Annotated in this window: 14 protein-coding genes; 8 read left to right on the top strand and 6 right to left on the bottom strand. The window is 67.4% G+C overall.

Features of this window, described 5'->3' with window-relative positions:
• Positions 1 to 156: 156 nt before the first annotated feature.
• From QZ281_RS08100 to QZ281_RS08075, 6 genes are all read right to left on the bottom strand, one after another.
• Positions 157 to 1344, bottom strand: coding sequence for a terminase family protein (locus tag QZ281_RS08100; protein WP_292226975.1), 1188 nt, complete (start codon positions 1342 to 1344; stop codon positions 157 to 159).
• Positions 1310 to 1720 carry a hypothetical protein gene (locus QZ281_RS08095; RefSeq protein ID WP_292226972.1) on the bottom strand — a complete coding sequence of 137 codons (411 nt, stop codon included), beginning with the start codon at positions 1718 to 1720 and terminating at the stop codon, positions 1310 to 1312. Before QZ281_RS08095 ends, QZ281_RS08100 begins: the two co-directional genes overlap by 35 nt.
• Before the next feature lie 118 nt (positions 1721 to 1838).
• Entirely contained in the window at positions 1839 to 2291 is a 453-nt protein-coding gene (locus QZ281_RS08090) for a YcgN family cysteine cluster protein (protein ID WP_292226969.1), read from the bottom strand.
• A gap of 64 nt (positions 2292 to 2355) precedes the next feature.
• Entirely contained in the window at positions 2356 to 2694 is a 339-nt protein-coding gene (locus QZ281_RS08085) for an SMR family transporter (protein ID WP_292226968.1), read from the bottom strand.
• Positions 2691 to 2792, bottom strand: coding sequence for a hypothetical protein (locus tag QZ281_RS08080; protein ID WP_292226965.1), 102 nt, complete (start codon positions 2790 to 2792; stop codon positions 2691 to 2693). The genes QZ281_RS08085 and QZ281_RS08080 overlap by 4 nt, the downstream gene beginning before the upstream one ends.
• Before the next feature lie 17 nt (positions 2793 to 2809).
• The gene (locus QZ281_RS08075) at positions 2810 to 3250 is read right to left on the bottom strand and encodes a TetR/AcrR family transcriptional regulator (RefSeq protein ID WP_292226962.1); all 441 of its coding nucleotides are present in this window, start codon (positions 3248 to 3250) and stop codon (positions 2810 to 2812) included.
• 214 nt (positions 3251 to 3464) lie between these two features.
• Between QZ281_RS08075 and QZ281_RS08070 the strand changes: the two genes are divergently transcribed.
• From QZ281_RS08070 to QZ281_RS08035, 8 genes are all read left to right on the top strand, one after another.
• Positions 3465 to 5279 carry an ABC-F family ATP-binding cassette domain-containing protein gene (locus QZ281_RS08070; RefSeq protein ID WP_292226959.1) on the top strand — a complete coding sequence of 605 codons (1815 nt, stop codon included), beginning with the start codon at positions 3465 to 3467 and terminating at the stop codon, positions 5277 to 5279.
• Between the two features lie 17 nt (positions 5280 to 5296).
• On the top strand, positions 5297 to 6292 hold the full coding sequence (locus QZ281_RS08065; RefSeq protein ID WP_292226957.1) for an alpha/beta hydrolase: 996 nt from the start codon (positions 5297 to 5299) through the stop codon (positions 6290 to 6292).
• Positions 6293 to 6330: 38 nt separating this feature from the next.
• Positions 6331 to 6849 carry a MarR family transcriptional regulator gene (locus QZ281_RS08060; RefSeq protein ID WP_292226955.1) on the top strand — a complete coding sequence of 173 codons (519 nt, stop codon included), beginning with the start codon at positions 6331 to 6333 and terminating at the stop codon, positions 6847 to 6849.
• A gap of 39 nt (positions 6850 to 6888) precedes the next feature.
• Entirely contained in the window at positions 6889 to 8001 is a 1113-nt protein-coding gene (locus QZ281_RS08055) for a membrane dipeptidase (RefSeq protein WP_292226953.1), read from the top strand.
• 611 nt (positions 8002 to 8612) lie between these two features.
• The gene (locus QZ281_RS08050) at positions 8613 to 9809 is read left to right on the top strand and encodes a TonB C-terminal domain-containing protein (RefSeq protein ID WP_292226950.1); all 1197 of its coding nucleotides are present in this window, start codon (positions 8613 to 8615) and stop codon (positions 9807 to 9809) included.
• A 45-nt stretch (positions 9810 to 9854) separates the two neighbouring features.
• Entirely contained in the window at positions 9855 to 10901 is a 1047-nt protein-coding gene (locus tag QZ281_RS08045; RefSeq protein WP_292226948.1) for an ABC transporter substrate-binding protein, read from the top strand.
• Positions 10894 to 11679, top strand: a complete 786-nt coding sequence (locus tag QZ281_RS08040; protein ID WP_292226945.1) for an ATP-binding cassette domain-containing protein — start codon at positions 10894 to 10896, stop codon at positions 11677 to 11679. Before QZ281_RS08045 ends, QZ281_RS08040 begins: the two co-directional genes overlap by 8 nt.
• The coding region (locus QZ281_RS08035) for an ABC transporter permease subunit (RefSeq protein ID WP_292226943.1) at positions 11676 to 12176 on the top strand (501 nt) is incomplete at its 3' end. The genes QZ281_RS08040 and QZ281_RS08035, both read left to right, overlap by 4 nt.

The following is a 12176-nucleotide window of genomic DNA, read 5'->3' as shown; positions in this document are numbered from 1 at the left end:
GCGTAGCTCGGCAGGTCCGCTGCATCACTGGGCGTCACCGTCGCCGCGCGTCTGGCCGGACCGCTCGCGTCCCGCCCATGACTCAGCAATCCGTCCCGTTCGGGAATGGCCGGCATGTCGTCTCTCCTGTTCAAAAATCCTGGGCGGCGGACAGCGCTAAAGCGCTCTCATCCTCGGTCCCGCCTTGATCGGCTGCAGCATCAGCCGCGTGATCGCCCACACCAGGGCGTCGGCGCGGTCAGGCGACTTGCCGCCCTCGCCCCCCAGCCCCAGCATCTCCTCCTCCAGGGCCGGAAAGTCGCCGCAGTGGACCACCCGCCCCTGTTCGTACAGCAGAGCCACCGGCTCGGCCCGCGCCGCCTTGGAACGGGAGGCATGGACCAGCTTCACCGGCGCCGGGCATCCGGCCTGCACCAGAACCGTCCTCACCATCTCACCGCCCTGATTGGCCTCTGCGGTCACTTCCTGAGCGTCGAACGCCTTGACCGCCGTTGTGACCGCCCCGGCCCAGCCGCCGGGTGACAGGCCCTGCACCGTCCGATCCGCCAGCACGAAGGCCCGCCCCTCGCGCCGACCAGCCACCACGATTCCGCACGCGTCGCCATGCGACGTGGCGGACGGATCGACCGCCACGACAACCCGGTCAAACTCTGCAGGCCGCGCGCCCCGCACCCTTTTCAAATCCTCGATGCGGAACAGCGCCCCCTCGCCCTCGACCACCAGCCCGTCCAGTTCCTGCGCCTCCAGCCGCGTCCCGCCATACAGCGCTTTCAAGTGGGCCAGAAAACCGGGCGACAGGTTCTGCGCATTCGCCTGCGTCCCCGCCCGATCCGTCACCGTCCCGGCCTCGGCCATCAGCGTCCGCAGCGCCGGGATCGGCCGGGGCGTCGTCGTCACCGTCAGGCGCGGCTCCTGCCCCAGACGCAGCCCAAACCTCAGGTTCGCCAGCACCGCCTCCGGGTTCCGCCATGCGCAGAACTCGTCAGCCCAGGCATAGTGAAACTGCGGTCCGCGCAGGCTGTCGGGGTCTTCCGCCGAAAACGCATAGGCCGCCGATCCGTTGTCGGGCCAAACCAACCTGCGCCGCCCCGCCTCCCAGCGCGGCCGCTCGCCCACCGGCGTCAGGCTTTTCAGCCCCGACACCCCCTCAACCATCACCTCGCGCACATCATGCAGCGCGGGTCCGATCAGGGCGAAGTTACGTGTCTCCTGCCGTGCCAGAGCGTCGATCCAGACGGCCCCGGCAAAGGTCTTGCCCGACCCGCGCCCGCCCAGCAGCAGCCAGGTGCGCCAGTCGTCGTCCTGCGGCTCAATCTGGTGTTTCGCCACCCGCCAGCGGCGCACCTCCCGCCTTAGCTCGCGCCCGCTCAGCAGCCTCGGCTCGTTTTTCCTCCAGAATCCGGTCGAGGCGTTCGTGGTGGCCGCACAGTTCGGCGCGCAGTCGTTCGTCCTCTTCGGGATCGAAGTGTTCACCGCCCATCTCATCCTCTTCAGTTTTGCGTTCGGGGCGGGACATCAGACCGTCCACCGCCTTGGCCGATCGGGCGATCACGCCTGCGGCCCGCGCCAGCTTCTCGGCCTCGGCCAGACTTGTCGGCGGCGGTGCGTCGCACACCGCCTGAACCGCCTCTTCGACCTTGGCTTTCAGTCTTTCGCAGACGTGGTCCAGCCAGCCGGCGCTCTCGCCCCCGGCCCCCGTCTCATCCCCATTTCCCGCCATGCACAAACCATAGCGCACCAGCGTCCTCAGGCGCGCAGATCGCCTCGAGAAACTGCTAAGTTCATGATTTGAAAGGGATCAGACCAGCGTCATTGCGTGCGCTGGACCGAAAAATCCATCAGCCGCGCTCCAGCGCCCATTCCGGAGCCTCGAAGTCCAGCGCATCCTCCGGCTGGGCCAGCGCCAGTTCCGAGATCGTCTGCCCCCGCACCGACACGCCCGCCGTATGCACCGTCTCGCGGCTGCCCGAAATCAGGTGATGCCACGCGGCCAGCGGGCGCCCCTCATTCAGACGGCGATAGGCGCAGGACTTGGGCATCCACGCCAACCGCTCGATATTGTTCGGCGTCAGCTTGATACAGTCCGGCACCTGGGCGTTCCGGTTCACATAGTCCGAACAGGTGCAGGCGTCGGGATCAAACAGCTTGCAGTGAACCCGCGTCGGAATGACATCGCCCGTATCCTCATCCTCGAACCGGATGACGCAGCACAGGCCGCACCCGTCGCACAGGTCCTCCCACTCACGCGGGGACATTTCGGCCAGGGTCTTGGTCTGCCAGTAGGGCTGCATGGCGCGCCTCATACGCGCCGATCCGCCCCATGTCGCCCCCTCACTCGTCAGCGGCGCCGCAGGATCAGTGCGACACGGCCTTGGAGAACAGGTTGATCACCACCACCCCGCCGACGATCATCGTCAGGCCGATCACGGCAGGCAGGTCCAGCCTCTGCTTGAACACCACCAGCCCGATCACCGAGATCGCCACCACGCCCAGCCCGCTCCAGATCGCATAGGCGATCCCCACCGGCATCTGTTTCAGCGCGATCGACAGCAGGTAGAACGCCAGCCCGTAGCAGAGCGCCATGCCCGCCGTGGGCCAGGCCCGCGTGAACTGCTGGCTGTGGTTCAACAGGGTCGTCCCCACCACCTCCAGCGCGATGGCGCCCGACAGAGCCGCCCATGTCACAGGGCTCATATGTCGTTCGCCGTCAGCAGTTGGCCGGGCGTCAGCAGCATCAGCAGCGCCTGTCTCTGCTCCTGCGACACCGGGTGGGTGCCGAACAGGTCCGACATCCACAGCCCGTCCGCGATCAGCCGCAGCAGCAGGGCGTCATCCGCGCCGACCGGATCGGCAGGGTCACCCAGCTGTTCCAGCGTTGCGACAGCGACGGATCAATGGCGCAGGCGGCCAGAACCACCCGCCCGATGCTCACGTCCTGCGGCGTCACCGGCTCATTCACCACCGAGCGCAGATAGGCCCGCGCATTGCGGCCATAGGGCTCCGGGTCGCGCGCCGCCTCGGCCAGAACCGCGTCGCTGTGCATCTCGCCCAGATGGTCGATCATGCCCGCCAGCAGCGCCTTCTTGGTCGGAAAATGATGCAGCACAGCGCCCTTGCTGACCGTCGTCCGCGCGGCCACGGCATCCAGCGTAAAGCCCAGCACCCCCAACTCCGCAGCCACTTCCAGCGCCTTGTCCAGGATTTCAGTTCTCGTCGTATCGGGCGCCCGGCGGCGTGTCGTCGTGTCCATTTCGGCCACATACCGTCTGGACGGTAACATATCAACAGCCCCGATCAGCCCCACGTCCGCAGCCTAACTCCCGAGCATTGCTGACGTTCCCAGGCCTCCAAACGCCTTTCCGGTGGAAACTGCGCCTCACAACCCTTAGATCGCAGTCGTTCCTTCCCTTCCGCCTCGCTACGCGCGGCCCCCTCCCCGTTCGCGGCGGAGGATCGAAAGTCAAATGGCAGCCAGACCCCCTCTCGTCGCGCTCAAGGACGTCCGTCTTCAGGACGGCCAGCGCCCCCTGTTCGACGGCGTCGATCTTGCGGTCGAACCGCGCAGCCGCGCCGCCCTGGTCGGTCGCAACGGCGCGGGCAAGTCCACCCTGATGAAGGTCGTCATGGGCCTGATCGAGCCGGACAGCGGCGACCGTTCGGTCCAGTCCGCGACCCGTTTCGCCTATGTGCCGCAGGAACCCGTCATCACTGGCGAGACGCTGCTGGACTACGCCTCATCGGGCGAGGCAGAGAGCTGGACGGCGGAATCCTGGCTGTCCACCTTCGGTCTTGATCCGGCGAAATCGACCCAAGGCCTGTCGGGCGGCGAGACGCGTCGCGCGGCCCTGGCCAAGGCCTTCGCCGAAGAGCCCGATCTGCTGTTGCTGGACGAGCCGACCAACCACCTCGACATTCTGGCCATCGAACTGCTGGAGAACGAGCTGCTGTCGGCCCGGTTCGCCCTGCTGGTCGTCAGCCACGACCGCGCCTTCCTGAACCGTGTCACCAATACCGTCCACTGGCTGGAAGGCCGCCGCGTCCGCACCCTCAGCAAGGGCTTCGTCGAGTTCGACGAATGGTCCACCAAGGTGCTGGAGGAAGAGGCCGAATCCCTGCGTCGCCTGACCAAGACCATCGAGCGCGAGACGGCCACCTTCTACTCCTCCATCACCGCTCGTCGCAGCCGCAACGAAGGCCGCGCCCGCTCCCTGATGGCCCTGCGCGCCGAACGCGCCGAAAAGATGAAGGACGCCCCGCGCGAGCTGTATCTGGGCGTCGATTCCGGCTCCACCTCGGGCAAGTTGGTCGCCGAGATCAAGGGCGTGTCCAAGGGCTACAACGGGCGCACCCTGTTCAAGGATCTGACAACCCGCATCATCCGCGGCGACCGTCTGGGCATTGTCGGCCCCAACGGCGCGGGCAAGACCACCCTGGTCAAGACCCTGCTGGGCGAACTGGCGCCGGACGAAGGCACGGTCCGCATGGGCGCGAACCTTGAAGCCGTCTATCTGGACCAGTCGCGTGAGGGGCTGAAGTCGGACATGACCCTGTGGGACGCCCTGACGCCGGGCGGCGGCGACAGCATCATCGTGCGCGGCTTCTCCAAACACGTCGCCGCCTACGCCAAGGACTTCCTGTTCTCCGAGGCCCAGTTGCGCCAGCCCATCTCGACCCTGTCGGGCGGCGAACGCAACCGCCTGCTGCTGGCCCGTGCGCTGGCCAAACCGGCCAATCTGCTGATCCTCGACGAACCGACCAACGACCTGGACATGGACACGTTGGACAAGCTGGAAGAGCTGCTGGAAGGCTATGACGGCACCCTGATCCTGGTCAGCCACGACCGCGATTTCATCGACCGCCTGTCCACCTCGACCCTGGCCCTGAACGGGCGCGGCGACATCGTCGAGACCCCCGGCGGCTGGACCGACTTCATCCGCCAGAACCCCGGCTTCCTCCAGCCCGGCTCCAATCCTCGCCCGCAGGACAAGGCCGCCGCCCAGCGCGCCGCCGACAACCCCGCCCCGGCTGCGGTCAAGAAGGCAGGCAAGCTGACCTTCAAGGACGCCCATCGCCTGAAAGAGTTGGAAGGCCTGATCGACAGCCTGCCCGGCGTCATCGCCAAACACGACGCCACCCTGGCCGATCCCGGTCTCTACAGCCGCGATCCCAAAGCCTTCGACGCCGCCATGAAGGCCGCCGACAAGGCCCGCGCTGATCTGGAGAACGCCGAAATGGAATGGCTGGAACTGGAAGAGAAAAAGGCCGCTTTAGCCGGTTGATCCTGAATGGGGCTTACATGACGCTGCGCACCCACACAGTCGACTTTCCGGCGCCGCAGTTAGCGGCGCAGCGCCGCCTCAACGCCCTGCTGAACCGCGCTCCGCGTTTTCGGACCGATCCCTGGCGGGTCGAGGCGGGCCAGCAGTTGTCCGTCTGGCTGGAGGCCGCCGCCGCGGCCGTCACCACGCCGCGCCTGAAGAAGCGCGGCGTCACGGTCGAGATCGTCCACACAGACGGCGACCACCCGGTGCATCTACGCATTCTTCGCCCGTCCGGCACGCCCCGCGCCATTGTTCTGGACATCCACGGCGGCGGCTGGGTTCTGGGCGGCGCCAGCCTGAACGACCGGCTGAACGGCTATCTGGCGCACAACGGCTATTGCGTCGTCTCGGTCGACTATCGCCTGCTGTCGGAACGCCGCCACGTCTATATCGACGCCGCCATCGCCGACTGTCTGGCCGCCGCCTACTGGACCGTGACCAATGTCGACAGATTGGGCGCCTCCAGCCTGTTCATACTGGGCGAGTCTGCGGGCGGGCATCTGGCGGCCCTGACGGCGCTGGCCCTGCGTGATCAGGGGTTGATCGATCTGGTGAAGGGCTGCGTCCTGGCCTACGGCGTCTATGACCTGTCAGGCACCGACAGCGTGCGCGCGGCGGGGCCGCAGGTCCTGCTGTTCAACGGCCCGACCATGCGCGCAGATTTGGCCAGACTGGCCCCCGACCGTGATGAAGCGGGTCTGCGCCAGCCCGATGTCTCGCCCCTCTACGCCGATCCCACCGGCCTGCCGCCCGCCCTGTTTCTGGCCGGCGAGTTGGACCCCCTGTTCGACGACAGCCTTCTGATGGCCGGCCGCTGGGGCCGGATCGCCGATGTCGACCTGATCCGCGTCCCCGAAACCCCGCACGGCTTCCTCCACTTCGGCGGCCCCGCCGCCCGTGGAGCCAGCACCGCAATCCTGCGCTGGCTGGACGCGCGGCTGTCCCGAAATTTGGACGTGGCGGGCGAATAGGCGACAAAGCGCGTCACTTAATCCACGCTGGCTTCACCATGTCCCACCCTCAAGACTACAGCCGCAGTTTCGGCGGTGCGGCTCTGGGCGCACGGTTGCGGCGAGCATCAGAACGGATCGACCGCGAAAGCACCCGCGTCTATGCCGCCCTCGACGTCCGGTTCGAGCAGCGCTGGTACGGCGTCCTGCGCCAGTTGATCGAACACGACCGCCCCATGGCCGTGGGCGAAATCGCCGCCATTCTTCGCATCACCCACGCCTCGGTCAGCGAGACCAGCCGCTCGATGGAGAAGGCGGGCCTGATCGCCTCCTCCCCCGCGCCTGAAGACGCCCGCCGTCGCCTGCTGAGCCTGACGGATCAGGGCCAGGCGCTGGTCGCCAGAATGACGCCGTTGTGGGACGCCTTCACGGCCGCCGCTCAGGATCTGAACGACGAGGCGGGCGACGTGGTGCGGCTGCTCGACCAACTGGATGAGGCTCTGGATCGTCGCTCGGTCTTCGACCGGATCATGTCCAGAATTTCATTGGACGACGTGGACCCGGCCACAGATAAGTAGGCCCCTACACATTCTGCATTCACGCGGAGACCTCCGGCCATGATCACCACCCGCCGCATCTTCCTGGGCGCCGTCGCCGCCTCGTGCCTGGCGGCCTGTGCTGGCCTTCCCCGCGCATCGACCACGACCTCCGCCGCCCGTCTCTATCGCGACGCCGTCGTCATCAACGGCAATCTGATCCTGCCCATTGATCCAGACAAACCACTGGATCAGGAAACCCGCGACATCATCAAGGCATCAGGCCTGACCGCCGCCAAACTGACCATCGGCGGCTCCGGCAACGAGAGCCGCGCAGAGACAGCTGAATCTATCGCCGCCATCGACAAATGCGTCACCCTGAACCCCGACCTCTATACCAAGATCACCAGCGTCGCCGACTTCGCCCGCGCCAAGGCCAGCGGCAGATTGGGCATCATCTATTCGTTCGAAGCCGCTGAAATGCTGGAAGGCGACCTGGACGCCATCGACCAGTTCCGCGCGGCGGGCGTGCTGGTCATGGGCCTCAGCTACAACCGCACCACCCCCTTCGCCTCTGGCACCATGTCCTCGCCCTCCACCGGCCTGACGCTGCTGGGCCGACAGGCGGTGGAGCGGATGAACCGGCTGGGCGTCTCGGTCGATGTCAGCCACAGCGATGAGGCCTCCAGCCTCGGCGCCATCGCCGCCTCCAGAAAGCCGGTCCTGATCACCCACGCAGGCTGCGACGCCGTTCACGCCCACCCGCGCAACAAGTCCGACCGCCTGATCCGCGCCCTGGCCGACCGGGGCGGCGTCATCGGCCTCTATGAGCTCAGCTATCTGACGACGGCTCCCGCCCAGCCGTCGCTGGACGTCTATTTCGCCCACCTGACCCACGCCCTGAACATCGCAGGCGAAGATCACGTCGGCATCGGCAGCGACGCCCTGTTATGGCCCTTCGACACCTCGGCCGAGAGCATGGCCGAATGGAACGCCAGCCTTGAGGCCCGCAAGGCCGCAGGCGTCGCCGCCCCCGGCGAAGGCCCGCCGCCCTTCGTCACCGGGCTGAACCGCCCCGACCGCTGCGCCGTCATCGCCGAAGAACTGCTGAAACGCGGCTATTCCGCCCGCGTCGCTGACAAGGTTCTCGGCGCCAACTTCGCCCGCGTCTTCACGCAGACATGGACGGCCTGAGCGGCGCCGCGTTTCTGTGGACAACGCAAATCGCTGATCCGCAAAAGCGAATTTGATCCGTCCACCGATGTTCACAGGTTTGTCCACCGCCGCCGGGCCAGTCATGCACATCGGGACGATTTGGGACGCTTGCCTCATAGCGGGTTTCATCGGAACGTCAACGGGCCGAGGGACACGGCGGCGCGGAAATCCGGGGAGACCCGGAAATCAAGCGAACCGGCCCGGCTCTCCGACCCGACGCTTCGGGCGATCTTCGGATCGTAACGTGCGGCAGGCGGGATCAAGGCTCCAGTCTTCGACCGGTCTTCGGATCGTCGAAACAGGGGAACCGGATCGGGATCGACGGACGGCGTGGGTGCAAACCTGCGGAACGCCGAAGACCAGGAGCGCGACAGGATACAGCCGACCACCCTTTCAGGTTCGCCTGCGACGGCGCTGACGCCGAGGTCCAGACCCAGAAGGCCAAGTCCAACCCGGACTTGGCGAGGGGACGAAGAGCACGGGTCCGCCCGAACGCTTCGTCCCCTCGCTCAATTCCAGGGTCCGTCACGAAAACACGCTAGACAGGCCAGCGCCGCCCGCACACCCTGTCCGTGCAGACGGAGACAACCATGCGTGCACCCCTGATCCTGCTGGGCGTCGGACTGGCGGCATGGCCCATAACGGCGTCGGCCGCCCCCCAGTCTCTGCCGCCCATTCCTCATCCCCCGCCCATCGCGCCCTCATTTCAGCGCGGCCCAGTCATTACAGCCGATGTCGAAAACATCAGCCTTCTGCTGCCGACAGCTCAGGCGACCTGCGGTGGCGAAACCGTCCATGCGGCCTACAGCGACGACCTCGCGGTCCAGAGCGTGCAATCCGCAGGCGCAGTCGAAACGCCGGATACGCTGATCCGCTTTTCCATCGCCGAGGATGGCCGCACACGCGACATCAAGCCGATCCCATCCCCCCACGGGCGCTTCACCAGCCATAGCGCCGATCCTCTGGCGGCGCTGGCGGCCTGGCGGTTTGCGGGTGGCGCACGAAGCGACTGCTTGCTGACCGTCAGCTATCGGCCCGTGCCCATCGCCGAGGCGGCCAGCGGCGACCTGCTGCGTTATTTCGCCGTCACCCGCACCCGAGGAGCAGTTCGCGACGCCGTCGGCAACCGCCTGGCGGGTGCGGAGGCGAACTGCGGCGGCGACCGTCGCGGCGGGCGTCGTCCGCGCACGGTCTCATACCCTGACAACTTGGTCGGCCAGCGCCCGCCGCCGGGCGGCAAGGCCTGGACGGTCGTACGCTGGGACATCAACGCGCAAGGCCGCGCGACCAATGTGCGGACCCTGGGATCATCAGGCGACCGCGCCTTCGACGCCGAAAGCCGCCGCGCGGTGTCCGCGACAGTCGTCGAAGGCGGCGCCCCGCTGAAGGGCTGCGTCTATAATTTCTACCGTACCGGACCGACCCTGCCCGCCCCGGCCATGCCGGACAGGGCGGACGAACCGCTGGGGTCCTGCCCTACGGATGTCAGGGCGCGTCTGCAGATCCGCCCAAACCCCGACACCTACCCCAAGGGGTTCAATGACAGGCAGATCGAAGGCTGGGCTCTGGTCCGGTTCGATGTCGCCACCTGGGGCCAGTTGGGCAATGTGACCTTGCTGGACGCCCAGCCCGCGTCGGCTTTCGGCGAGGGCGGCATGACCACTGTGCGTTCGTCCCGCGCAGAGAGCGGAACAACGCCCGGCGTGGGCTGCATCGTGCCGGTGCGTTATCATATCGGCGCCCGGGGAAACGGCGAAACGACACAGGCCGAAGCCCCAGCCGAATAAACCGCCGCCTTCCCAACGCCGCCTTCCCCCCGTAAAGCATGGCCTATGAATGCGCGCGGGAATCGCCCCCTTCTGAACCGTCGCCGCGCCCTGCTTGCAGGCGGCGCGGCTGCGCTTGGCGTTGCGGCTCTGGGTCTTCAGGCCTGTGACCGGTCGCCGGCCCCGGTGGATGAGCAGGGCCGCGTGCGCCTGCGTTTCGCGACCGACTGGCGCGCCCAGGCCGAGCATGGCGGATTCTATCAGGCCCTGGCCTCCGGCGCCTATGAGAAGCGCGGCCTGAACGTCCAGATCATACAGGGCGGGCCGGGCGTGAACGTGCCGCAACTGCTGGCCGCAGGCGCGGTTGAGCTGGGCATGGGCTCCAACAGCTTCATCCCGATGAATCTGGTCGCAGCGGGCGCCCCGGTGAAGGCCGTCGCCGCCTTCTTCCAGAAGGACCCGCAGGTCCTGATCGCCCACCCCGATCCGGCGCTGAAATCCATTGCTGACCTGAAGGGCCGCCCGATCCTGCTGGCCGACGCCTCGGTTAACGCCTTCTGGGTCTGGCTGAAGGCCAAGTACGGCTTCACCGACGACGAGGTCAGGAAATACACCTTCAACCTGGCCCCCTTCCTGTCGGACAAGCGGGCGGTGCAGCAGGGCTATCTGACCAGCGAGCCCTACACCATCGAACAGCAGGCCAGGTTCGAGCCCAAGGTCTTCCTGCTGGCGGATGAGGGCTATCCGTCCTACGCCACCATGGTTCTGGCCCCCACCGCCTTTGCGCGCGACAATGGCGCCACCCTGCGCAGCTTCATCGCCGCCTCGGCCGAGGGCTGGCGCGACTATATCCGGGGCGACGCCTCGGCGGCGGACGCCCTGATCCGCAAGGACAACCCCGACATGACCCAGGACATCCTGGATCAGGCCCGCGCCAAGCTGCGCGACTATGACATTGTCGATGGCGGGGATGCGGCCCTGTATGGTCTGGGCTCCATGACCGAGGAACGCTGGAAGGCCTTCTTCGATGTGACCAGTCAGGCGGGCATCTATGACGCCAATCTGAACTGGCGTGACGCCTTCACGAACAACTATCTGCCGGGCCGTGGCTGACACCGACCCGATCGCGGCGCTGCATCAGGTCGTCGTCGACTGGCCCTCGCGTGCGCCTCTGGGGCCGCTGGACCTGACCGTCGCGCCGGGTGAGATCGTGGCTCTGGTCGGGGCCTCGGGCGCCGGCAAGTCGACCACCCTGCGTCTGTTGGCGGGGTTGGAGCAGGCGTCATCGGGCAATGTGATCCGCGCCGCCGCCCCCGGCCGCACCGGCTTCGTTTTTCAAAGCCCCACCCTGATGCCCTGGGCCGACGCCCGGACCAATGTCGCCCTGCCGCTGGAACTGGCGGGTGCCTCAAAAACCGAGGCCCGCGCCCGTGCAGACGAGGCCCTGAGCGCCGTCGGTCTGGGCCAGCGTCTGACCGCCCGTCCGGCCCAACTATCCGGCGGCATGACCATGCGGGTGTCGCTGGCGCGTGCTTTGGTCACCCGCCCTGACCTGCTGTTGCTGGACGAGCCGTTCGCCGCACTGGACAGCGTCACCCGCCGCCGTCTGATCGAGGATCTGCACAGCCTATGGGCCGCCGCTGCTCCACGCCCCGCCATCGTCTTCGTCACCCATGATGTCGAGGAGGCCGTCTATCTGGCCCAGCGCGTCGTGGTTCTGAACGCCGCATCGGGCCGCCCCGCCGCCGACCTGACCACGCCCGGCGCCGCTCCGCGTCCCGATCACTGGCGCGCCGATCCCGCCTATCGCCAGACAGTCGAGGCCGTCGCCGACGCGCTTGCCGCCAGCATGGCCGCCAACCTGACCACATCCGCACAGGCGGCGTCATGAAGCGCCTGCTGGACTTCGCCCCGCCCGTCGGCCTGACCCTGATCCTGCTGCTGGTCTGGGAAGCGGCCTGCCGTCTGCTGCACCTGCCGGTCTATTTCCTGCCGCCGCCCAGCGATGTCGCGGTCGCGCTGGTTCAGGCGGGACCGCGTCTGGCCGCCTCGGCTCTGGTCACCTTCCGCATGGCCCTGACCGCACTTCTGGTCGCCGGGATCATCGGCACAGGGCTGGCTCTGGCCGTGTCCCTGCATCAGGCGGCTGAGCGGGCCGTGCGGCCTCTGGCGGTCGTGCTGCAGGTCACGCCCATTGTCGCCATCGCCCCGCTGGTGCTGATCTGGTTCGGCATCGACCATGCCGAGCGGGCCGTGGTCGCTCTGGCCGCCGCCGTCGCCTTCTTCCCCATTTTCTCCGGCGTCCTGACCGGCCTGCGCTCAGCGGACCCGGACCTTGAGCGGCTGTTTGATCTCTATGCCGCCCATCCGCTGCAACGGCTGTGGCGG

The organism is Brevundimonas sp. (assembly GCF_018608325.1).
Lineage (GTDB): Bacteria > Pseudomonadota > Alphaproteobacteria > Caulobacterales > Caulobacteraceae > Brevundimonas.
The sequence above is the reverse complement of the archived record's forward strand: the minus strand, read 5'-3'. Positions and strand labels throughout refer to the sequence as shown.

Excerpts from the sequence above, each read along its gene's own strand:
- QZ281_RS08070 (WP_292226959.1), top strand. The coding sequence starts at position 3,465 with ATGGCAGCCAGACCCCCTCTCGTCGCGCTCAAGGACGTCCGTCTTCAG.
- QZ281_RS08055 (WP_292226953.1), top strand. The coding sequence starts at position 6,889 with ATGATCACCACCCGCCGCATCTTCCTGGGCGCCGTCGCCGCCTCGTGC.
- QZ281_RS08065 (WP_292226957.1), top strand. The coding sequence starts at position 5,297 with ATGACGCTGCGCACCCACACAGTCGACTTTCCGGCGCCGCAGTTAGCG.
- QZ281_RS08095 (WP_292226972.1), bottom strand. The coding sequence starts at position 1,720 with ATGGCGGGAAATGGGGATGAGACGGGGGCCGGGGGCGAGAGCGCCGGC.
- QZ281_RS08080 (WP_292226965.1), bottom strand. The coding sequence starts at position 2,792 with ATGTCGGACCTGTTCGGCACCCACCCGGTGTCGCAGGAGCAGAGACAG.
- QZ281_RS08045 (WP_292226948.1), top strand. The coding sequence starts at position 9,855 with ATGAATGCGCGCGGGAATCGCCCCCTTCTGAACCGTCGCCGCGCCCTG.
- QZ281_RS08050 (WP_292226950.1), top strand. The coding sequence starts at position 8,613 with ATGCGTGCACCCCTGATCCTGCTGGGCGTCGGACTGGCGGCATGGCCC.
- QZ281_RS08075 (WP_292226962.1), bottom strand. The coding sequence starts at position 3,250 with ATGGACACGACGACACGCCGCCGGGCGCCCGATACGACGAGAACTGAA.
- QZ281_RS08060 (WP_292226955.1), top strand. The coding sequence starts at position 6,331 with ATGTCCCACCCTCAAGACTACAGCCGCAGTTTCGGCGGTGCGGCTCTG.
- QZ281_RS08085 (WP_292226968.1), bottom strand. The coding sequence starts at position 2,694 with ATGAGCCCTGTGACATGGGCGGCTCTGTCGGGCGCCATCGCGCTGGAG.
- QZ281_RS08090 (WP_292226969.1), bottom strand. The coding sequence starts at position 2,291 with ATGCAGCCCTACTGGCAGACCAAGACCCTGGCCGAAATGTCCCCGCGT.